Annotated in this window: 27 protein-coding genes and 2 pseudogenes; 26 read left to right on the top strand and 3 right to left on the bottom strand. The window is 39.1% G+C overall.

Translation table 11 applies throughout. The annotated features are described in order from the left end of the window. Both JCM19043_RS16980 and JCM19043_RS14000 read left to right on the top strand, forming a co-directional pair. A partial coding sequence (locus tag JCM19043_RS16980; RefSeq protein ID WP_197274824.1) for an IS200/IS605 family accessory protein TnpB-related protein occupies positions 1 to 643 on the top strand: 643 nt, incomplete at its 5' end. Positions 644 to 945: 302 nt separating this feature from the next. Then, a complete protein-coding gene (locus JCM19043_RS14000; protein WP_062323430.1) occupies positions 946 to 1416 on the top strand; it encodes a cupin domain-containing protein in 471 nt (156 codons plus the stop codon). A 167-nt stretch (positions 1417 to 1583) separates the two neighbouring features. Here the strand turns inward: JCM19043_RS14000 and JCM19043_RS13995 are convergent, their stop codons facing one another. Further along, positions 1584 to 2531: an FAD-binding oxidoreductase gene (locus JCM19043_RS13995; protein WP_231631567.1), complete on the bottom strand. Its 948-nt coding sequence runs from the start codon at positions 2529 to 2531 to the stop codon at positions 1584 to 1586. A 291-nt stretch (positions 2532 to 2822) separates the two neighbouring features. Between JCM19043_RS13995 and JCM19043_RS13990 the strand changes: the two genes are divergently transcribed. Together JCM19043_RS13990 and rlmD are read left to right on the top strand one after the other, a co-directional pair. Then, positions 2823 to 3914 (top strand): GGDEF domain-containing protein, encoded by a 1092-nt coding sequence (locus JCM19043_RS13990; protein ID WP_062323425.1) that lies wholly within the window; start codon positions 2823 to 2825, stop codon positions 3912 to 3914. A gap of 104 nt (positions 3915 to 4018) precedes the next feature. Next, positions 4019 to 5401, top strand: coding sequence for a 23S rRNA (uracil(1939)-C(5))-methyltransferase RlmD (gene rlmD / locus JCM19043_RS13985; protein WP_062323424.1), 1383 nt, complete (start codon positions 4019 to 4021; stop codon positions 5399 to 5401). A gap of 213 nt (positions 5402 to 5614) precedes the next feature. Here rlmD and JCM19043_RS18290 read toward each other — a convergent pair whose 3' ends face one another. Both JCM19043_RS18290 and JCM19043_RS13975 read right to left on the bottom strand, forming a co-directional pair. Next, on the bottom strand, positions 5615 to 5848 hold the full coding sequence (locus JCM19043_RS18290; RefSeq protein ID WP_062323422.1) for an FAD-dependent oxidoreductase: 234 nt from the start codon (positions 5846 to 5848) through the stop codon (positions 5615 to 5617). Between the two features lie 2 nt (positions 5849 to 5850). Then, a complete protein-coding gene (locus JCM19043_RS13975; RefSeq protein WP_062323420.1) occupies positions 5851 to 6960 on the bottom strand; it encodes an FAD-dependent oxidoreductase in 1110 nt (369 codons plus the stop codon). Between the two features lie 526 nt (positions 6961 to 7486). Between JCM19043_RS13975 and JCM19043_RS13970 the strand changes: the two genes are divergently transcribed. The 22 genes and pseudogenes from JCM19043_RS13970 to JCM19043_RS16610 all read left to right on the top strand — a co-directional run. Then, positions 7487 to 8101, top strand: a complete 615-nt coding sequence (locus JCM19043_RS13970) for a hypothetical protein (RefSeq protein ID WP_062323418.1) — start codon at positions 7487 to 7489, stop codon at positions 8099 to 8101. An 88-nt stretch (positions 8102 to 8189) separates the two neighbouring features. Continuing rightward, positions 8190 to 8594, top strand: a complete 405-nt coding sequence (locus JCM19043_RS13965; protein WP_062323417.1) for a GFA family protein — start codon at positions 8190 to 8192, stop codon at positions 8592 to 8594. A 368-nt stretch (positions 8595 to 8962) separates the two neighbouring features. Then, entirely contained in the window at positions 8963 to 9628 is a 666-nt protein-coding gene (locus JCM19043_RS13960; RefSeq protein ID WP_062323416.1) for a DUF1565 domain-containing protein, read from the top strand. After that, positions 9612 to 10670 carry a right-handed parallel beta-helix repeat-containing protein gene (locus JCM19043_RS13955; RefSeq protein ID WP_062323414.1) on the top strand — a complete coding sequence of 353 codons (1059 nt, stop codon included), beginning with the start codon at positions 9612 to 9614 and terminating at the stop codon, positions 10668 to 10670. Before JCM19043_RS13960 ends, JCM19043_RS13955 begins: the two co-directional genes overlap by 17 nt. 8 nt (positions 10671 to 10678) lie before the next feature. After that, positions 10679 to 10993 carry a hypothetical protein gene (locus JCM19043_RS13950; RefSeq protein ID WP_197274823.1) on the top strand — a complete coding sequence of 105 codons (315 nt, stop codon included), beginning with the start codon at positions 10679 to 10681 and terminating at the stop codon, positions 10991 to 10993. 384 nt (positions 10994 to 11377) lie between these two features. Beyond that, the gene (locus JCM19043_RS13945) at positions 11378 to 11692 is read left to right on the top strand and encodes a hypothetical protein (protein WP_062323410.1); all 315 of its coding nucleotides are present in this window, start codon (positions 11378 to 11380) and stop codon (positions 11690 to 11692) included. 103 nt (positions 11693 to 11795) lie between these two features. Continuing rightward, positions 11796 to 12110, top strand: a complete 315-nt coding sequence (locus JCM19043_RS13940; protein WP_062323407.1) for a hypothetical protein — start codon at positions 11796 to 11798, stop codon at positions 12108 to 12110. After that, entirely contained in the window at positions 12083 to 12466 is a 384-nt protein-coding gene (locus tag JCM19043_RS13935; RefSeq protein WP_062323403.1) for a hypothetical protein, read from the top strand. The genes JCM19043_RS13940 and JCM19043_RS13935 overlap by 28 nt, the downstream gene beginning before the upstream one ends. A gap of 49 nt (positions 12467 to 12515) precedes the next feature. Further along, on the top strand, positions 12516 to 12890 hold the full coding sequence (locus JCM19043_RS13930; protein WP_062323402.1) for a hypothetical protein: 375 nt from the start codon (positions 12516 to 12518) through the stop codon (positions 12888 to 12890). Positions 12891 to 13011: 121 nt separating this feature from the next. Then, a complete protein-coding gene (locus tag JCM19043_RS16140) occupies positions 13012 to 13926 on the top strand; it encodes a hypothetical protein (protein WP_082394571.1) in 915 nt (304 codons plus the stop codon). Between the two features lie 122 nt (positions 13927 to 14048). Continuing rightward, positions 14049 to 14516 (top strand): hypothetical protein, encoded by a 468-nt coding sequence (locus JCM19043_RS13920; RefSeq protein WP_062323401.1) that lies wholly within the window; start codon positions 14049 to 14051, stop codon positions 14514 to 14516. A gap of 247 nt (positions 14517 to 14763) precedes the next feature. Next, positions 14764 to 14985: a DUF6429 family protein gene (locus JCM19043_RS13915; RefSeq protein ID WP_231631566.1), complete on the top strand. Its 222-nt coding sequence runs from the start codon at positions 14764 to 14766 to the stop codon at positions 14983 to 14985. Positions 14986 to 14999: 14 nt separating this feature from the next. Continuing rightward, entirely contained in the window at positions 15000 to 15125 is a 126-nt protein-coding gene (locus JCM19043_RS18285) for a hypothetical protein (protein WP_255349975.1), read from the top strand. 106 nt (positions 15126 to 15231) lie between these two features. Continuing rightward, positions 15232 to 15816 (top strand): hypothetical protein, encoded by a 585-nt coding sequence (locus JCM19043_RS13910; protein ID WP_062323399.1) that lies wholly within the window; start codon positions 15232 to 15234, stop codon positions 15814 to 15816. Between the two features lie 116 nt (positions 15817 to 15932). After that, positions 15933 to 16685: a DUF2087 domain-containing protein gene (locus JCM19043_RS13905; RefSeq protein ID WP_062323398.1), complete on the top strand. Its 753-nt coding sequence runs from the start codon at positions 15933 to 15935 to the stop codon at positions 16683 to 16685. Positions 16686 to 16693: 8 nt separating this feature from the next. Next, entirely contained in the window at positions 16694 to 16894 is a 201-nt protein-coding gene (locus tag JCM19043_RS13900; protein WP_062323397.1) for a YwbE family protein, read from the top strand. 227 nt (positions 16895 to 17121) lie between these two features. Then, positions 17122 to 18339: a YjiH family protein gene (locus JCM19043_RS13895; protein WP_197274822.1), complete on the top strand. Its 1218-nt coding sequence runs from the start codon at positions 17122 to 17124 to the stop codon at positions 18337 to 18339. Then, positions 18336 to 18473, top strand: coding sequence for a hypothetical protein (locus JCM19043_RS16975; RefSeq protein ID WP_197274821.1), 138 nt, complete (start codon positions 18336 to 18338; stop codon positions 18471 to 18473). The genes JCM19043_RS13895 and JCM19043_RS16975 overlap by 4 nt, the downstream gene beginning before the upstream one ends. Positions 18474 to 18625: 152 nt before the next feature. Further along, complete coding sequence (locus JCM19043_RS13890) at positions 18626 to 19234, top strand: TetR/AcrR family transcriptional regulator (protein WP_062323396.1); 609 nt, start codon at positions 18626 to 18628, stop codon at positions 19232 to 19234. Between the two features lie 2 nt (positions 19235 to 19236). Next, a complete protein-coding gene (locus JCM19043_RS13885) occupies positions 19237 to 19482 on the top strand; it encodes a hypothetical protein (protein ID WP_062323395.1) in 246 nt (81 codons plus the stop codon). A gap of 20 nt (positions 19483 to 19502) precedes the next feature. Continuing rightward, a pseudogene (locus JCM19043_RS19065) lies at positions 19503 to 20077 on the top strand (DUF6544 family protein). 159 nt (positions 20078 to 20236) lie between these two features. After that, positions 20237 to 20344: pseudogene (locus JCM19043_RS16610) on the top strand (O-acetylhomoserine aminocarboxypropyltransferase/cysteine synthase); the annotation flags it as partial. Positions 20345 to 20547 lie beyond the last annotated feature (203 nt).

The raw sequence follows: 20547 nt of genomic DNA, 5'->3' as shown, positions 1-20547 counted from the left end.
GTATGGGAAGCCGATAGCATGGTCACTTGAGGATCATGGTGACTACTACATCGTTAAATGCTTAATTGATGTACCGCCTGCACCCTACCTGAATACCTCAACATCAACGGGTATGATTGGGGTTGATCTGAATGTGAATCATATCGCTGTCGCCAATGTCAATGCCATAGGTCAATGTGTGGATGCCTTTACCCTCCCGTTTAACTTAGAGGGTAAAACCAGTGGACAGCAGGCGAAAATAATAGAAGCAGAGGTTATTGCCCTGGTTGACTATGCTGTTAAACAGCATAAACCACTCGCCATCGAAAAATTGGATACGACGCGGTCCAAAGTGTCGCGTCCCTATGGAAACAAAAAAGCTAATCGACGAATGAGTCAGTTTGCTTATCAAAAGATGATTCTAGCAATCAAGTCAAGAGCTGAAAAAATGGGGGTTGCTGTCTACGTTGTTAACCCTGCTTATACCAGTCAAATTGGCAAGATGAAATATATGAAGCGATCGGTGTGTCCATTCACATGGCAGCCGCTTATGTCATTGCCCGACGGGCAATGGGATTTAAAGAAAAACTCCCACCGATATTGTATTCACTTGTTCCAGAGCAGAAACAAGGTCTACATCATTGGGCGCAATGGGCGTATATGACGCGTACCCTGTCTTTTGTTAGAACACATGCGTTCTACCAGACAGAACGATTCGACCAAAGCAAGTTGTGTTCCTGGGACACACTATTTCCCCAACATGCTTTAACAGATGTTGAGAAAATAGGTTTACGACGGTTGGAGAGTAGAAAAACCTATGCTTAGTTGAATGAGCATGGGTCGCCTTTAGGGTGTCCTTATGGAATCCCCTTCCTCAAACATTCGTGAGAATGTTAGGTGGGGGTAGTTCAACATGAAATGAGTGAATCTAAAAAAGAAATAGACTTTAAGAATGGAGATAAGCCTATGCCAAGAATTAATGAGATAATTGAGCAACTAAAGTTAACCCCACATCCAGAAGGGGGCTTTTACGCGTCAAGTTTTACCGGTGATCAATTAGCCACAAGTGACTACCCGCACTATACGAGTATCTATTTTTTACTCCGAGAAGGCGATAAGTCTCACTTTCACCAACTAATATCAGATGAATTATGGTATTTCCATGAAGGCGACGCGCTTACGATTCATATGATTGAACCAGACGGGACGTATCGAACCGAACAACTCGGTCTTGATTTATCAAAAGGAGAACGTCCTCAAGTGCTCGTGAAAAAGGGGACGATTTTTGGTTCAACAGTCAACGGTAAATACGGTTTGGTTGGTTGTATGGTCAGCCCTGGTTTTCGTTTTGAAGACTTTAAATTATTCAAAAAGCAAGAACTTGTCGAACAATTTCCAGAACATCAAGCGATTATAAAGCATCTAACGATGGATTGATATAAATAGAAAGGACGGTAGCGAGGCTTTTATCCTCACTACCGTCTTTTCATGGTTCAACGCTATAATCATTTATGATGGCGTCGAATGATAATCCGTTAAATCGAGCACAGTCGAATGTCCAGTTAAAAAGTAAGCGACTTCCCGCCCGATGACCGGAGCGGCCGTTAGGCAGATGAACCAAGACCATTCACAACGAAAAGCTCGCCACTTGGACCAATATACGGCAAGTTATGATCAGTCAAAGGTCTGAGGCCAATCGATGATCGTCCTTTCGTCAGTGATGTTGCCTTTAAATAGCGTTTTACTTGAGTAAATAAATAGTCTCTCGCTGTTTCTGATTCTTGAATGTCAAAAGACGTCGTATCTTCGTGTGTGGTACCAATCATGTAGTGACGCGCAGAGGTAGGTACAATATACATCGGACCCAGTCCCATCACAACGGGCGACACAGTGGGTTGTAAATCTTCTGCTAAGGCGACTTCAAGTAATTCAGCCCGTTGATGTCTCACTTCTGGGTGAGAAGCATATTCATGTGACCACGCACCAGCTGTGTAAATAATCTGTCCATCCAACGTATGTGGATTGATCGTGTCTTTGACCCATTCACCACCGAGCTTAATAATGGCTTGTTTTAATGCGCTCAGTAATGATGCGCCATCTACTTGTGCTCCACCTTCAACAAAAACAGCCGGAAAATCCGTCGTAAGGCTAGGATGATAGCCTAATAGCTCTTCACTTGATAGTTTTAATACCTGACCCATTTCAGGGGCATCAATTTGTTTACCTTTAATACGTTCATAGGCGAGTGCTTGAATATGATCATCTTTAAATAAACAAAGGGCACCGTTTTGCCTAAACCCCGTTGATTGATTTGTAAGTTTTTCTAATTCCTCAATAAAGTCCGGGTAGTATTTGGCACCTTCTTTTACGAGTCGGTACCATTTTTTATTCCGGCGCTGACTTGTCCAAGGGCAAATAATCCCGGCAGAAGCGTTCGTTGCTTGTCCGTTATCTTCACGGTCGTATATAATAACGTGTTGGTTAAGTTTAAGTAAATGATAGGCGATGCTTGCACCAGCAATACCAGCACCGACAATATGGAATGTTTTCATGTTGTTCCCTCGTTTCTTTTTTTAAATGACTAGAGATCATCATATAATTAGGTATTTTGTCATATTTTTGTGTTAATAAAGTTAATTAATTTTTGGTGAAGTAGGTGAAATGTTGGGTGAATTGAGTTATAATGGAAACGATTGAGTCAAATTTAATGTTTTTTCAGAAAAATGTCATAATAGAAAGTGTTTTAAACGCGATCGGACCGGTTTTTTCGTGCAATGGTTACTAATCTAACATGAAAACCGAATCAAACAAGCAAAAAATGCTAATGTTAAAGGAGACGCGCCATGCTTTCCCACGACGAATTACATATTGATTTAAAAGTTTGGATGAATAAAATACTTTCAATCTATTGGTTTATGATTGGTCTCGCTTTTATTGGTCAAATGTTAGGCTTTTTTACGAGTCAAGCTTATCAACTACATCCACCAGTAGAATTTTTAGTGACAAAAGTGCTCGTGCCGAGCGGGGTACAAGTGGTATTAATTGTTATTGTGCAATATTTAGTCAAAAGTAGAGGTTTATATAAGCCGAAAATGTTGACGATATTCGGCACGATTACAGCTTGGGTAACGACTTATACACACGCCAGTGTTCCAGGTTTACAAGTGTTGTTCGTGATCCTACTTGCTGTTAACCTTATTTACTTTAATAAAAATGAATTACGCTTTAGTTTTATCGCAAATTTAATCGCACTCACTTCGCTGTATGTTATTCCTGAAGTGAGAGACGCAGCAAATGCGTTTGAACGCTTTGCTTATCTATTTATGCTCGTTGCCGCTTACCAAGTGTTTACGCTCGTTTTAGACCGTGGCACCGATATACTGGACGTATTAAAGCGTTCTAATGAACAAGAACGTTCACTGATGGTGCGTAGTGCGATGATGGAGCGATTAACAAAAGTAGACCCGTTAACAGAGTTGTATAATCACCGTACATTCTATGAATATTTAGATTTTCTTTATGATCAAAGCATTCACTACAATATGCCGCTGCAACTGGCGATCATTGATATCGATAACTTTAAAAAGATTAACGACGAGTTTGGTCATGATGTTGGGGATATTATTTTAAAACGTGTCGCTAGAGTGATTGAAGACAGTGTCACTGAAAATGAGATTGTATCGAGATACGGTGGTGAGGAATTTGCCGTCCTTATCACAAGTAAATCAATCAATGACGGGTATGAATTGATTGAATCCATTCGCAAGAAGATTGCTCATCTTGAAAACGATGAAATTAATCGTGCGATTACTGTCAGTATCGGTTTTCAACCGTTATCTAAAGACTTATCACAGACACAGTTCTTCAAACGGGCGGATGAATTACTCTATCAAGCAAAACAGAACGGCAAGAATCAAGTGGCTGTGTCCATCTAAAAGTAGCCTCTCTAAGGGCTGCTTTTTTTGTTGCCCGTCGCCAAGCGGGAAAAAAGATGATATGATAGACGTGCTAAAGTGACTTAAAGCTAGGAGGAAATCAAGTGAGCAAAAAACTATATGAAACAACGATTGATTATGTCGATAAAAAAGGATCTGGACGCGCGGTCGTTTGGCGTGATACTGGACAAGTGAACCCAAAAAAACTTAAATTAACGATTCCCCAAACCATTCCAAATGAGAAAGTTGAAGTACATGTTGATGGTGAAGGAAAACGTTGGATCAAAACAGATTACACGAAAATATTAGAGTCATCCGCTGAACGAGTGACACCTGATTGTCCACATTTTGATTTGTGTGGTGGCTGTGTGTGGCAACACTGGTCATACGATGGTCAATTAAAAGAAAAAACACGTTATGTGAAAGAGATGGTAAAAAATAATGGTTTTGACCCGGTGCTTGTAGAAGAAACGATTGGCGTGAAAGGTGAGCCCTATCGTTACCGCAATAAAATGGAATTTACGTTTTCAAAAGAGGGCCATTTAGGTCTTCATGAACAAGGTAACTGGAGAAAAATTATTCCGTTAGAAACCTGCCTTATTGCCGGTAAGGAAATGGTTGATTATGCGATGGAAGTCCAACAGTGGGCGAATGATTTTCACTTATCAGGCTATGATAAAGATGAACATAGCGGCCTACTCAGACACTTAATGGTTCGACAATCGTTTTATACTGGTGAAGTGATGCTCGGTCTATTTGCATCGGAAGCACCCACTGGCGAACTAGAAGAGGCAAAAGCGGCGCTGATTGAACGTGTTGAAGCTAATTGCCCGAATGTGAAAAGTTTGATGTGGTTTGAGAATAAAGACTGGGGCGACCGCACGCAAGCAGAAGAGCAATATATCTTAAGTGGACGTGACTTCATTTATGATGAAATGTTTGGTTTTAAATACCGTTTATGGTTTGATACGTTCTTCCAAACGAATCCTAAGCAAGCAGAAACGTTAGTCAATTTAGCGATTGAGATGGCCCAACCAAAACCAACAGAAAAGATGATTGATCTCTTTTGTGGTGTTGGCACATTTTCACTGCCATTCGCCGAAAAAGTGGGTGAATTAGCTGGGATTGAAATTGTGGAAACATCGATTGAATCAGCTAAACGCAATGCACTAGATAACGCTATTCATAATACGACGTTTCTTGCAAAAGATGCCCGACACGGGATTGATCAAATATTAGAATCCTTTGGTATTCCGGAACTACTTTTATTAGACCCACCTCGCTCGGGTGCGGGGGGTAAAGTGATGCGACGCATTGGACGCGCAAAACCAGAACGGATTGTGTATGTCTCATGTAACCCAGAAACATTTGCATCAGACATTACGGAACTTGTCCCATTTGGTTATGAATTACAAAAAGTTCAGCCTGTCGACATGTTTCCGCACACGCCTCATGTTGAAACTGTCGCGTTGTTGACAAGAATATAGATTTATAAGCTCTTGAATATATCGGATTTACGATGTTTTTAGGTCGTATAATACTGGGTGTTGGTGAAGGGATTTTTAGTGTGGCAGAGATTGCTCACTAAAATCATTCACTAGCACTTTTTTTTCTGGTTAATTTAAAAAACAAGTGAGTTTCCCTGTGGGATTGAGGTCGACCAAAACTAATCCTTAGGAGAGAACTCACTTGTCTAAATCTCATACTGGGATGTCGTGGTATCCCAACACAAGATTAGCGGCTCTCATTCCCGAAATAACAGCCCCTTCCATCGTGGCAAAAAAGGGTTGACGAGTATAGTCACCTGCTAGAATCAGTCCATTAATCTGAGTTACTTGTTCCGGTCGCATCCAATCATGATGAGGTGACAAACTGTGGAAATCTTCTGGATGCTTTACAATACGGTAATCGGTTAAGTTCGATGCTAAATTCATTCCTAGTTTTTTTGCTCCTTAATAATGATTTGACAAATAGCCTCGTCTGCCATATCAAGAAACTTCTCAGGAGGTGTTAAAATAATTGAGAGCCTACCAGGTACATGCGTAAATGTTGATCGCGACTGCTCGGCAAAACTTGCCAGAGCTGTTAATGGACCAAAGGTCGTTCGGTCATAAGGAAGGACTGGTTCTGAAAATTCCATTTGAATCGTGATGGCTGGCATAGTAGGTAGTTTTAACATGTGTTCAAATGCCGGATTGTTAGAAAAGTGTTGACCGATGATTGATTTGGCGCCACCGAGATTCGTTGCGAGAACAACACTTGTTGATTCAAACTTTTTTCCGTCCTCTAACACGACACCGCAAACACGTTCATGATCGAGAATTAAATGATTCACGCATGTGCTTGTTTTTATTATCCCACCATTTTTTTCTATCGCTCTTGCTATTGGGTTTGCTAAAAGCTCTGTCATACCACCTAAATAGGCCCCAACTCTCATTTTATAAAAGTAAGGCATAGCAGGGAAAAATAATCCGAAAAACACTTTTGCTGAATAACGCTCTGGTGGTAAGAAAAAAATACCTGTACTTAAAGGGATAAGCATATAGTTAAGCGCATTTTCGGTCACGTTGTATCGCTCAGCATACTCTCTCACACTGTACTGATCAAGCGCTTCAGGGTTTTTAATATATCGCCAAAATCCGGTGACGAAAAAAGGCATCAAAGAAAATTTATCTTGAAACTCTATAGCATGATTATTACCTAGAAGACCCTTTATCATAGCCGTCGGATGATATACGGGTGATAGGCCAAGGATAATCGGTTGTCTACCATGTATTAAAATATCAATTTTTTCTTCCCATTGCACAATGTCATTTATATTTACACCAACCTTTTTTAAGATAGAAGGCAAGGCTTTGTAATACCCAATATGACGATGAAGACCTGATTCGACAAGCATCCCTTTCTCTTCCCAAGAGGCTGTACGGCCACCTATTACTTTTTCTTTCTCAACGACTAATACGGACAGGCCTCTTTCACTTAACTCAAATGCGGTTGTTAATCCTGCTAAACCGGCACCAACGATTATCGTATCGTAACGTTCCATTTTTTAATCCATCCTTTTGTAATATCATATGTGATTTACTTCAGTTATTAGTATGCACCAAAAAGCCTATGTGGTTAGTGTGTTTATAGATTCGCTTTAAGTATTGCCTTAACAATTAAGAAGTACTCCTTTTAAAGTTTAAAAGTACAAAAGATTTTCTTGTTACCTCACTTATATGATGGATCATATCCCTTGTGATTAAGCATTAACCTCACATTTATATGTCATGATAGCGGCTATGAACACGACAGTTAATCCCACTTAACTTTTCCTCGAGCTACGAAAGAGAATTCGAGGGTAATTAGTCGTGGCTTTAAAACGGACAATTTTCCATTGGTATAAAACGGTTTTTATCCTGCAAAGCGCATTTGATTAATATCAGCCAATATTCTATACTTTAGCTTAAGAGAAAAGGAAGAACGAATCATTTAGGTTGGAACAGCTAGTTTAAACTATCAACGCGTACAATAATTGTGAATATTTAGTTGTATGTAGACCTAACGAATAAAAACTTAGGGGTGACTTAGTGAAAAAGGAAAACATTATCGAGGAATATTTCGAGTATCGAGACAAGATTGGGGATAGAACAGGGCTCTACAGAATGGTTGCTAAGAAGTATAGTATAACAAGTGCACTGTATCCAGGAAGCCATATTGATATTGCCCCATCTTTAGTCATACCTCAAGTAAGGTATGTTGATAACTTCAGAGGCGCGATTAAATTCTTTACTAACATTGATAAGATAAAAAAACATATCGATGAGAATTCAGAGTATGAGGAAGCTTGTGACATTGCTTTTATAGGTCAAGACTATACTGGGGAACTAAATATTGCCCCTGTTGATTTGATTATTTCTCAATTCGCCGGTTTTGTTGGACAAGCAACGAAGAAGTATTTAAAGACCGGCGGCATTTTACTCTGCAATGATAGCCATGGCGATGCTACTTTAGCTAAATTTGATCAAGATTTTGCATTCATTGGTGTTGTAGGTACGCATCATCGTATCATCAATACTAAGTTAAATGATTATTTTGTATTACCAAGAAACAAAGAGGTTGATTTAACAAAAGTGAAAGAGAAGATGAAAGGGCCAACGTATGCGTTAACAGCTGAAAACTATATCTTTCGTAAAATTAGATAACATATAATTAGCTGACCAATAAGACTTTTTAATGGTATTACCATAACTTAAAATAAAGCGCTAAATTATTAAAAAGGACGTGTTGATGATGAAATATGCAGGGTCATGCCTTTGTGGTGCCGTTACGTTTGAAATAGTTGGAGAATTTGAAGATTTTTATCTGTGCCATTGTGGGCGATGTCGGAAAGATACTGGTTCGGCTCATGCAGCAAATCTATTTTCTTCTACAGCTGAGTTAAGATGGTTGTCGGGTCAGGAAGAATGTAAAACGTTTAATTTTCGCGGGGAAGGGCACATAAAAAGTTTTTGTATCAATTGTGGATCAGCCTTACCAAACATACAGATGGATGGGACATTGTTAGTTGTTCCTGCAGGAAGTATTGATAGTGATATCAACATTAAGCCGCATGGACACATCTATTGTGCAAACAAAGCAAATTGGGATAACGAGCTTGAAAAAGCACCTAGGTTTGATGAACTTCCAAATGGATAAAACCGAAGAGCTCTCGTTAAATAAATTATTTCATTAGTTTTACTTAGAGTAAAAAACAGAGGCAAACTACATAAAACTTACGTTACTGTTATCCTGTCTCCATATAAGTGAGGCATCTTCTAAACAATGATAAGTAGATACTTTTGTTTTTAAAGTGAGAGTCACACTCTTCTATAGTAAGCTAGAAAATAGACACCATTGTTGTTACGCGATTAATAACTAGTATGGTTACTGCTTTAAAACGTGCGAATCAGTGGCAAAATCAATCAACTAATGTAACCGCTTACTGAGATGAGCAATCTACATAACCTTGTCTAGTAGTTAACAATTAATAATAGAGCGATGGTGAAGAAAGAAGGTGTGTTGTTATGGAATATCATGTATCAATCAAAGGTAATGATCAAACATTAGGAAACGCTGACCAACCGTTTCGAACAATCTCTCGAGCAGCGGCACTTGCGGTGGCTGGAGATACCGTTATTGTCCATAAAGGTATCTACCGAGAGTGGGTAAATCCTTTAAACGGAGGAACGAAAGACCACCGAATTGTGTATAAGTCAGCTGGTGATGGTGAAGTCGTGATTACTGGTGCTGAGCGTATCACAGATTGGACGTCTATTGGAGACAATGTGTGGGTGACTGAAGTCCCGAACGCCATTTTTTCTGTGCGTCATCCGTATGACGTTGAGTTAGGCGGCGACTGGTTGTTTGATGGGGAGTTGAACGTCCATCTCGGGGATGTCTATTTAGACCATAAATCGTTATACGAAACAGATAGCCTCTTAAAAGTAAGACGTCCTGAGGTTTGGCCTGATGCCAGATATACCGAAGGTTCACTGTTAAAATGGTACGCGGAAGTTGGACCATCAACGACAAAAATCTGGCGAATTTCGGTGATAAAGATCCGAGAATTGAAAATGTTGAAATTAACGTCAGACCCTACTGCTTCTGGCCAGAACAACCAGGCCGTGATTACATTACCGTCAGTGGCTTTACGCTTCGTCAAGCTTCACCACAATGGCTCCGCCTACTGATTATCAAGAGGGGTTAATTGGTCCCCATTGGAGCAAAGGATGGATCATTGAAAATAATCACATCAGTGAATCAAAAAGTGTTGGTATTAGTTTAGGAACTCGTGTGGGAACAGGACACAAAAAGATCCGAAACAAGCATAATAAAGGTGGTACACAACGGGAACAAGAGGTCATCTTTCAAGCCTTACGTGATGGCTGGCATAAAGATCAGGTTGGTAGTCACATCGTTCGCGGTAATGTCATTCATGATTGTGAACAAGCCGGGATCGTTGGACATATGGGCGCAGCTTTTAGTCAGATTTATCAAAACAAGATTTACAACATCCATCACAAGCGGTTAAGACATGGCGCTGAAGTCGCGGGGATTAAGCTACATGCGGCATTAGATACACAGATAAGTGAAAACAACATTCACGGGTGTTATCGTGGTCTTTGGCTTGACTGGCAGGCTCAAGGAACCCGAATCAGTCGAAACGTCTTTTTTGAGAATGTATCCGAGGACTTGTTTGTTGAAGTATGTCACGGCCCTTATCTCGTCGACCATAATTTGTTTCTTTCACCGATGAATTTTAGAAATATGGCACAAGGTGGCGCTTTTATTCATAATCTTTTCGCGGGTAGATTCGTTGTTCAATCTGAACTGACACGTACAACGCCTTATCACTTTCCGCACAATACAATGATTGCTGGTTATTCTAATATTACAGGAGGAGATGATCGTTACTACAACAATGTCTTTTTAGGTGACGGGGATGACACAACAGAACCAGTACCGATTACATTCTTTGAACACTTGCCACTAAAGCCGCGGGAAGAAGAACGTGATGCGAACGGAAAAGTTGTAATGGATGGTGTACCAGATGACGCCATTTGTTATTTACATCCCGTAGGTTTGGGTAGCTATAATTCTCATCCAAACCAGAAGGATAAACCGTGGTGGGAATATTCGAAAGAGGAGCTTGATGACTCGGGGATGAAAAGAAAGCCATTACTCTTGGCAATGCCGTGCTTCCAGTTGCTCTTTCAGGTAACCTCTATCTAAATAAAGCCGTGCCGAGTAAACATGATTCTGAGGCGAAAAAATCTACTCAGAAGGTGATGGATATGACAATAGATGCGCTAAAAGGTGAGGTGACGCTTCACATATTAGAATCACAATTACTCCAAGATATCTCTAACACAGTAATAACGACAGATTTTCTTGGAAAGACTTATCACGCCCATATGGCCTTTGAACAACCAGATGGGCAAGCACTCCAACTTGATACGGACTTTTTTGGTCTGAAGCGACCAGAGGTTAATCTTACACCTGGGCCCTTTGAAACATCAGAAAACGGCGTGTTAAATGTGGTTATTAAGTTTTAAAAATGTCTGTAATCAACGATTAAAAAACAAATAAAACGCCCGCTTATTCAAATACTTAACTTGAGTAAGTGGGCGTTTTATATGACCAGAGTTAAGCTTTACTAAAGCTGTGTGCCTAAAGTTCTTTTGTCTTAAATACCATCTTTCCAGCTTGCGCAGTAAACATGTCGGGTTAAAAAAAGTTATTTCTAATCATAAATGTGGCTTTTTGTATTTTCAATATAGGTTAAGTCATGTATCATTTACATTATCAGCCTCCGGTTTTTACATAGGTAAGATACAGATCATTAATTACAAGATATTATTATAAGAATATACCATAACTTTAATATATTCATACAAATTTTGATTGCTTGAAGTAACTGAAGACATTGGAGGATAAAGATGAAATATAAAACATATATGCAGGAAGTGGATAAACAATTATTTCGGATGTCTGAGACAGAAAAAACAGCTTGGATACGTCAGTTAGCTCGAACGACTAAAGAGCATAACCGTGCGGCATTTTTAGATGGTCTAAAGGAGAAAAAACCAGATGATTTAACTGATATCGACTTAAAAACAATCGAATCCTGGTGCCGTCAAGTAAAAACAGGTAAGGTTTACCTTGAACGCGAATTATCAGAAGAGGTTGGCAGTTATTACTGGGACAATGATAGCTATGATTACTTTGATGAATCTGGTATGACGTCGATTTAGAAGAAGCTGTTTTGGATGAGATATTATCGGTAGAGCTCGCTGATTTGATTTTACATGCTGTCTATGCGACCTATCAGACGGAGAAAGGCACAACAGAGCACGTATGATTTATGACTATCTGACACGTGATTATATGCAACCCATTAACTTAGAAGCAGTGTTTCGTATCGGTCCTGAAGAACATACAGGTATTTCAGACTTTATCGAAGAATGGCGGCAGTTTCTTTTAGATACAACTGGCGATCAAGCAGCTACACTACTATTAGAAGCCTGCCTATATCAAGATGACTTAGATCATCTTGTTGAGACAGCTCATGTTGGTTATAAACAGCACCCGATATTGTATCTCAATGCATGCGCTCAGTTACTTGAAAGAGAGGCATTTTCGATGTGCGAAACAGTGGATTATCCGCACTAAACGTCTTACCAGAAAACTTAATTATTCGAGGGGAAATCGCCAATCTGACCCGAGCTGCAGCAGCGAAGCTAGCCCATCAAGATATTGTCGATCAATGTTATAAGGCCGCGTTCCAATCAGAGTCGACGTTAACGAACTTTTTTAATCTGTGTCACTTACCAGAAAGTAAGGAAAATATTCAAGCCGTCGCGACTTATGTTACGCAGTTACCTGAACAGGAGGTGTTTGACCGAGACAACAATCACCAGCAATGGAAAACGAATGATCTCTCCCAGAAAAATAAAGACATTCTGCACTTTTTTAGTGGAAATTTGATGATATATATGAACAGTGTCAAACAGACAAGGAGCCTTTAGGTGGGGTCATGACTTAAAGGAGGTTGTTGTACCTCTGTTCATTCTCTTGTTGAATCAAGATAATAACCTGTCTAAAGTCCAACAGTTACTTAGCTCTCGAATCATTTACCAGTTAGAGTATAAGGATACGGCCGAAAACTTTTTAGCTGATGTCGCATTATGGAAACATCACGTTACGATAGAAAAAGAAGCGGTTAATCGCTATATATCATGGCTTAAAGAAGAAGTAGATAAAAAGACAGAAACGATTGTTGGTGAGGGTCATAGAAAAAGCTATGATAAAGCCGCATTACTGATTGCAGCGCTTGCTGAGACACTAGTTTCGCATGGATTAATCAATAGTAAAGACACGTTACTTGATCATTATAAACAGGTCCATTCACGAAAAACCGCATTTAAAAGAGAATGTGACGCACTAAAATGAATAAGAGAGGCTGATTTAATTTGATGAATAGATTTAGTAGACTTGAAAAGCAATCAGAGAATAAACCATCCGACTACATTTAGCCCTTACAGATGAAGCGCTTTCTAATGACCAAAAGGTTATGATGAAACGCTACGGTGAATCTTTAACAGGAGAAACAATCACACGCGACATAGTCATTCCGTCTGATATGCCTTTGCATCATTTGCATTATGCTATCCAAAAACTGTTCGGCTTTCAGAATTCACATTTGCGAAGCTTTTACTTACCTGAAGAGGTGTACAGTAAGCTTACAAACAATACGGTAAAAGGATGGTCTGAGTTAGTCGGCGTACTGTTTCAGCCACCATCAGAATTCGAAAGAGATTTGTTTTGGGATGATGATTACAAGCGAGGTAGCATTAACACATGGCTAAAGAAAAAATACACCGGACCTTATCACTATCACGGGTTATTAGAAATCCCAGAAGTCGCAAAGCGTGATGTCGAAGCATTACTCGAGCGCTTTAAGCTATTGAGAGTATATGAGTCACCAGAAGATTGTGTTGGTACACTGAAGCCTATTATTGATCTGACTTTGGAAGAAATGGCGGATGACCTTTATATCGAAGCAGGAACTGAAAGTTTGCTCGAGCGATTAGAAGTGAGACAGGTCCTTGCGGCACAAGGTGAACCATTATCTGATAGGAACGTATTTCCTGTCACTCATAAGCTCATCTACAATTATGATTTTGGTGATGATTGGATTGTTGAAATTACCAAAGTTGATGGTTTTGATGACCTACTAAGTCAACACGCCATCAGTTGGTTTGAAATCGATCAAGCAAAAGAAATAGTGATCGATCAGCACAGGCCTGTCTGTTTACACAAACAAGGGTTATCGGTACTTGATAATGTTGGCGGATTGAGTGGCTTTGCAAACTTTTTAAGGACAATCTATGAGGGGGAAGATAAAGAGGAAGTAAAAATGACACGGGCTTGGGCAAGAAGTCTCGGTTGGTCTGATAAGAAAATCGCAAACAACAAGATACTTTAGTAATAAAACGCATGCCCGTTTTAAAATGGGGGTTTCTGATGATAAAGGTGAGTGGTAACTAATATGCTTAAATCCCTCATGAGAATCATCATTATATGCTGTAAATGAAAGGAGATACTAACATGATGGTAATGGATACGTTGATTTTCTATTTGATTGCCTATGTCATTGTAACGATCATGGCAAGCATGCACTTTTTGTATAATTGGAAAGTGAAAAAGCAACAAGCCTTTGATTCCTCTTTAGGACTGCACGCACTAAAAGCGAATGCTACACAATTTGAAGCTTTTAAAACAACGAAGCCGTTTCACCCGCTATACAACGTGATGGTTTTTCCAATAGTCGGCGTTGTCATGATGGGGCAGTTTTCTATTTTCCCCACCCTGACTCAAAGTCTCGGAATAGGCGTCCTTTGGATTGTATACGGCTTGGTTTTGGACTTATTCTGTTGGGTGATTATACCTCACCCATGGCGATTAACGCTAAAGGACTTATTTGTAACTTATCAACCTTGGATCACTTTGGCATATATCAGCATCGGTTTGAGTCCACTCATCAGCATGGTATACCTATCATTATTCATGGCATAAAGAATAATGCAGTACTCACTGTTGTTTTTTAAGGGGTATTTCTCACTCATTTAATCTATCTCTCATACTAAATCATTATCTGTAAATATTTGATTCACTTTTAATAGTTAAAAAAGTCTTATTCAATTCAGAATATCACAGAAATGAATAAAATAATGATAATGCATTGTAAATTTAAATCGTAACTAAATTACCTATTTATGAGGAGGAGAAAATATCGGAAGAAACGATAAGAGAATTGAGTCTTTTGTTGTTGTATTTAACCTCTTGGGAGGAAGAAGGGCTACCAGAAGGATTTAAAAGAAGTTGGAAAGGGTATCCGTTTGAGGTGTTAGATGCATTATCAGCGGATGATTTAATTAGAGGGGGGCATCGTTCTAAATCGGTTTACCTAACTGAAAACGGTGTAAATGAAGCTAAACAGCTCATTAAAAAGTATTTAAATGACGATCAATATATTGATCGCTAATCAGGGGGATCATAATGTCAAAAAAGAAAAAACAATACGGGAAAAAACATCATCATAAAAATAGAGCAGACAACGATGATGTGATTGAGCAGGATGATGACTTTTACTTCATTGCTGGGGCGGTGTTCCATTTGGGGTAAGCTGGGATGAGGCAGAAAATGACGGTTTAATTGACCAGATACAGGGGAAGAGATAGAAGGAGAAGTGATTAAAGACAGAGATTTTCCCTTTTAAGGAGGTTAGACAATGTTTGGTTTAAAAGAGCTGATTGGACTTATTTTATCAGCTTTTTTTATCTTGCCAACGGTTGTGATTCTAAGAGAATTAGGCTATGTTTTAGCTGGCAAACTTGTTGGCGCAAAGAATGCGAGAATTACTTTAGGATCTGGCACACGTGTGTTTAAATGGAAAATGTTCGACTTTAGACGGCATTACCAGCTGTATAGTTGGTATTCGTATGATGAACTATCTAATCAAAAAAAATGGGCCTATGTGTTTTTATATAGTGCCCCTATATTAATCAATATTATTTTTGGGTTAGTTATTAATGCCTTGATTGCTAATGAGTTTATTGATACGTATGAAACATTTTGGAATCGGTTTGTATTTTACGCCTTTTACTACGTCTTATTTGATGCTTTACCGATGCGCACCGTTAATGGTAAGCCTAATAATGGACGAATCATCTTTGATATGGTGAAGCACGGCAAGCGGACGGACTTAAACAAAGAACGTTTTATCCCTGCGACAACGGAGGTGGAAGATGCTTATCAGAAGGAAATGGCAGAGATCGAAAAGATGTTAACTGAAAATGACGTTGATAAACAATAAAATAAACAATATTATTTTTGTTTACTTAAAAGGTAAACATTATTAGAAAACGTTTGTTTAACGTTCTTTTTTATGTTATGATAAATATATGAATAACATGAAAGGAAGTGCGCGGGATGGATTTAGAAAGTGTCTCAGTGGATGACTTAATTAAAGGTTATAAAGAAGATGACACAAGGCAGTCATACGTTTGTTTAACATGTGAGCAGGCCTTTGATAAACAAGAAGTTTTTCAGGTTGGTGAACGATGGTTTATGGCTGAGCGGGCAGTAGAGAAACATCTTGAAACGATGCATCCACATTATTTTGATACGCTACTTAAAGATCAAGCTAATTATAATAAGTTAACCGATAAGCAACAAACGGTACTAACGTATATGTATCAAGGCGCTTCAGATAAAACAATAGCCGATGCGTTAAGCATTACACCATCCACCGTTAGAAATCAGCGCTTCAGTTTGCGCGAAAAAGCAAAACAAGCCAAACACTTTTTATCCGTGTATGAACAAGCGCAGCGATCGGCTCAAAAAACGCCATCAGAAACAATGGTCTCTGTTCATAAACATGCGACAATGGTCGATGAACGTTATCACATCACGGAGAAAGAACGTGATCAAACGCTTCAAACAGCTTTTCTCTCACTTGAGCCGTTGAAACTCAAACATTTCCCGAAAAAGGAAAAGAAAAAGATTGTAATCTTGGCAAAAATCGCTGAGTATTTAGATCGCGGTGAGCGTTATTCTGAAATCGAACTGAATCATCAACTGGCGATGATTTATGATGACATTGCCACGATTCGTCGATACTTAATTCAATACGGCTTTATGGCACGCAAAAAAGATGGCTCAGCATACTGGGTCCAAAAGTAGGTGAAAACATGAACGGAAACAAACGAAGTGATATTAAACCAGGTCTTAAAGTAAGTATCGTTCAAAAACAAGACCAACGCACAAACAAATTAACGGACGGTATCGTTAAAGATATTTTAACCAACAGTAACAACCATCCGCACGGTATTAAAGTGCGTTTAACATCAGGGATTGTCGGACGAGTAAAACATATTTTACCAGAAGAATAATATAAGTTACGGGCACTCAAGGAATCCTTGAGTGTTTTTTTGTGTTGTTTATAAAAGCTGTTAGATAGTCATCAGGTTTAAAGTTGTTCTGAATAATTAGAAAATATAAACATTTTTAAAATCAGGCATATTTATACATCGTCCTGTGATTTTATTCAAAAATACCTTGTTTTCTATCCGCTCATATGGTATTCTATGTTTCGTTTGAGAACATTGGAGGCATGTATATGAAGCACTTAAAATTTATTGGTTTATCCGTGATTGGCTTTTTATTTTTCTTAATGCCAATCACACTTAATAGTGAAAGTAAAATTATGATTTCTCACATTGTTGATGCGGTGACGACGCATATGTTGGATAGCTTTATCACGTTAACGATTATCATGTCATGGGTCGTACTCGTTCTAACGCTCATTTTCACAGTGTATACCGCAAAAAATAAGCCGCTAAATGATATCTTTAAAGCATCTCCTTTAAACGTCACGTTGAGAGTCCTCGGATCTATGCTTTATTTAATGGTCGTGCATCAGTGGTTAAAAGGTACCGTTGTTGGTGATGTATTGATTGATCCTAATACGGGTGGTGTGATGGCCGGAGCGGACGGTCTATTAACAACCTTATATATTACATTTTTAGTCGGGATTCTTGCGTTGCCATTACTGACACATTTTGGTGTCGTTGAGTTCATTGGTACGTTACTTGGTCCACTCGTGGTTAAGGTATTTAAAGTGCCAGGATATTCAACGATTGATGCGATAGCTTCGTTTGTTGGTGACGGAACCATTGGTATTGTCGTCACCGACCAACAATATCAACGCGGTTACTATAACCGAAGAGAAGCGTATATTATCGCGACAAGCTTTTCGATTGTCGGTATTGCGTTTGCGGCCGCAGTAGCTGAAGAATTAGGTTTTGGTCATATCTTTCCGATCTTTTACGGTGCGATTGTAGTGATAACGTTGATCCTAGCGTTTATCACCTCACGGATGCCGCTAAAGAAATTTAACGATACGTATTATCCAGGGACAACACCAAAAACCATCGAGATACCTCATGATCTCTCACTATTCAAACATAGTTATCGTTTGGCCGTTAAACAAGCAGACCAAGTCAAGCTGATACAAGTTGTAAAAGAAGCTTGTCTAAATGTTCTAAATATTTATGTCGGTTTTTTACCGATCATTATGACTGTAGGTACGTTGTCTTTAGTCATCGCAGAATATACACCTTTCTTTTCAGTTATTAGCTTCCCATTTGTTTATCTGTATGAATGGTTAGGTTACGCACAATCGACGGCTGAAATGATGGCACCTGCGACCCTCGCGGGTTTTGCGGATATGTATTTACCAGCACTTTTTATCACCAGTTCAACCTCTGAAGCGAGTCGTTTCTTTATTGGCGTCTTAGCTTTACTCAACTTGTCTTCTTATCAGAGACGGGCATGATTTTAGTGAAAACAAAAATAGGGTTAAACTTTATCGATATCATTAAAGTTTTCCTCTTTAGAACATTATTATCGATCCCATTACTGTATCTGATTACACATTTACTTGCTTGGCAAGGAATCATTCAATTTTAATTATGAAAACAGCTGACACCAATAGGGTAAATCAGCTGTTTTTTTTAATGTCTTATTGACAAACAAATCGAATAGTAATAAAATAAACACTGTTTAATAAACGGTGTTTATTAATTATAATCTTTTTCATGTTAACTAAAGGAGACGGTGATATGCGCCAACCGATGGAACAAGCCAAACGCGATGAAATTAAAGCAACGTTATTAACTTATGCTCAAAGTATTGTAGAAACAGATGGCTTTCAACAGCTCTCGATTAGAAAACTGGCAAAACGAGCCGGTTACACCGAAGGGAGTATTTATAATTATTTCGAAAACAAACAAGCCTTGGTCCGTGCGTTAATCGCACGTGGATTTGGGGAGTTAATGGAAGGGGTGATAGTACCTGTTCAAGAGGAGGTTTCGATTGAACAACAACTAAGAGGCATGTTTTGTCGCTACGCGTTAAATAGCTATCAATTCCATACCTATTATATGGCAGTCATGTTGAGTGAAGACCCAGAGATTAAACGCGTGACGACTATTTTTGATGAGACGCCATCAAAAGGGCTTGAGTATCTTATTCACATGTTTAACATAGGCGTAACAAGAGGTGAATTTAATCAAGTCGATACAACAGAAGTCGCTCAACTCGTGTGGGCATCAGTCTTTGGTTTAATTCTAAAGGTGATTGTAGAGGGGACATTTGATGAGGATTGGATGACAGGTAAAGTCAACCGTCAATTGGACTTACTTTTAAGTTATTTAAGAAAGGATGGATAAAAATGAAGCTCATACAAATCAGTGGAGGAATTGTGGCCATTCTCATTGTTGGACTTATTGTGGCGGTATTTATCGCAAGAGTCATGTTTAACCGGACAATCCACCACGTTCAGGAGAACTTTAACAATCGTATACAGAAAAACGAAACAGACGTAGTGACAAAAGGAGACCTCTCTCACTTACCGCAGCCTGTTGCCGATTGGTTAAATGAAGTAGGGGTCGTAGGAGTTAAACCTGCCAGTCAGTGACGTTAACACAACACGGGGAAATGAAATTGACCGTTGAACAAGATCAATGGATTGATGCGCGCGCCAGCCAAATAATCCGTCTCGATTCACCAGGATATGTATGGGAGGCAGATATACAAACGCCACCTCTTGTCGGTACACGAGGGTTAGATGTCCTTGATGGAGATAAAGCCTCTATGACGATTAAAGTCGCCTCTATGGTGCCTGTTGCCAACGAGACAACATCAAAAAAACTTATCCAATCGTCGATGCATCGTTTTTTAATGGAACTACCCTGGTATCCGAGTGCGAGTATTAACGATTATATTTCGTGGAAAGCGATTGATGAGTACTCAGCCCAGCAACGTTATCAGCTCATAATGAACAAGTAACAGCCACATTTTTCTTTGATCACAGCGTTGTTAAAAGAGTGGAAGCATTCAGGTATAAAGAAACAACCGCTGAAGCTGAACCTATTCTCTGTACCGGTGAATTTGATCACTATGAAGAGAAAGGAACTTATCTTGTACCGACTAAAGCTAAGATTACGTGGGACTTACCAGAAGGTCCCTTTACTTGGTATCAATTCGAAAATACAGATGTGAGCTATAACTGATTTGCCTCCTTACGTAGCTTCTCATCATCTGGTCTACGATACTACAAAAGCATCTTTTTATAGTCTGAATCTATAACCAGTTATAGGGTTTAATCGTGTACAATTGTCAGAATGTTTGTGATATAGTTAACAATGATAACAGATAACACGACATATAATGGTGTCATTTATACGAAAGACTTTAAAGAAGCGGCTTATATTACAAAAGCACGGGTACAGTTAATGCGTGACATTGGGGCTTATCCCGCTGCTCATACGGCGTTTTTATCGTTTTAAGGCTGGAAGACACCTTCCTCAAGTGCGTTAGCACTAGGTGGGTGATGAATCGCTTGTTTTGAATATTTTTGAAGTGACAAACATATATTCCGTATGGTATTATTAAAGCACTAACAGTGACCGTCACAAAACAAAGGGAGGGTGTGTATCATGGGCATGAAGGCCATTTTTTTAAATCGCTTATATAAGCATAA

The sequence above is a fragment of the Halolactibacillus sp. JCM 19043 genome, from assembly GCF_001310395.1.
Taxonomy (GTDB): Bacteria; Bacillota; Bacilli; order Bacillales; family Amphibacillaceae; genus Halolactibacillus; species Halolactibacillus miurensis.
This window is presented reverse-complemented; position numbering and strand designations above follow the sequence as displayed.

Bases quoted from the DNA above. Each gene is read 5' to 3' on its own strand.
- JCM19043_RS14000 (WP_062323430.1), top strand. From the start codon at position 946: ATGCCAAGAATTAATGAGATAATTGAGCAACTAAAGTTAACCCCACAT.
- JCM19043_RS13995 (WP_231631567.1), bottom strand. From the start codon at position 2,531: ATGAAAACATTCCATATTGTCGGTGCTGGTATTGCTGGTGCAAGCATC.
- JCM19043_RS13990 (WP_062323425.1), top strand. From the start codon at position 2,823: ATGCTTTCCCACGACGAATTACATATTGATTTAAAAGTTTGGATGAAT.
- JCM19043_RS18290 (WP_062323422.1), bottom strand. From the start codon at position 5,848: ATGAATTTAGCATCGAACTTAACCGATTACCGTATTGTAAAGCATCCA.
- JCM19043_RS13975 (WP_062323420.1), bottom strand. From the start codon at position 6,960: ATGGAACGTTACGATACGATAATCGTTGGTGCCGGTTTAGCAGGATTA.
- JCM19043_RS13965 (WP_062323417.1), top strand. From the start codon at position 8,190: ATGAAATATGCAGGGTCATGCCTTTGTGGTGCCGTTACGTTTGAAATA.
- JCM19043_RS13960 (WP_062323416.1), top strand. From the start codon at position 8,963: ATGGAATATCATGTATCAATCAAAGGTAATGATCAAACATTAGGAAAC.
- JCM19043_RS13955 (WP_062323414.1), top strand. From the start codon at position 9,612: ATGGCTCCGCCTACTGATTATCAAGAGGGGTTAATTGGTCCCCATTGG.
- JCM19043_RS13945 (WP_062323410.1), top strand. From the start codon at position 11,378: ATGAAATATAAAACATATATGCAGGAAGTGGATAAACAATTATTTCGG.
- JCM19043_RS13940 (WP_062323407.1), top strand. From the start codon at position 11,796: ATGATTTATGACTATCTGACACGTGATTATATGCAACCCATTAACTTA.
- JCM19043_RS16140 (WP_082394571.1), top strand. From the start codon at position 13,012: ATGATGAAACGCTACGGTGAATCTTTAACAGGAGAAACAATCACACGC.
- JCM19043_RS13920 (WP_062323401.1), top strand. From the start codon at position 14,049: ATGATGGTAATGGATACGTTGATTTTCTATTTGATTGCCTATGTCATT.
- JCM19043_RS18285 (WP_255349975.1), top strand. From the start codon at position 15,000: ATGTCAAAAAAGAAAAAACAATACGGGAAAAAACATCATCATAAAAAT.
- JCM19043_RS13910 (WP_062323399.1), top strand. From the start codon at position 15,232: ATGTTTGGTTTAAAAGAGCTGATTGGACTTATTTTATCAGCTTTTTTT.
- JCM19043_RS13905 (WP_062323398.1), top strand. From the start codon at position 15,933: ATGGATTTAGAAAGTGTCTCAGTGGATGACTTAATTAAAGGTTATAAA.
- JCM19043_RS13900 (WP_062323397.1), top strand. From the start codon at position 16,694: ATGAACGGAAACAAACGAAGTGATATTAAACCAGGTCTTAAAGTAAGT.
- JCM19043_RS13895 (WP_197274822.1), top strand. From the start codon at position 17,122: ATGAAGCACTTAAAATTTATTGGTTTATCCGTGATTGGCTTTTTATTT.
- JCM19043_RS16975 (WP_197274821.1), top strand. From the start codon at position 18,336: ATGATTTTAGTGAAAACAAAAATAGGGTTAAACTTTATCGATATCATT.
- JCM19043_RS13890 (WP_062323396.1), top strand. From the start codon at position 18,626: ATGCGCCAACCGATGGAACAAGCCAAACGCGATGAAATTAAAGCAACG.
- JCM19043_RS13885 (WP_062323395.1), top strand. From the start codon at position 19,237: ATGAAGCTCATACAAATCAGTGGAGGAATTGTGGCCATTCTCATTGTT.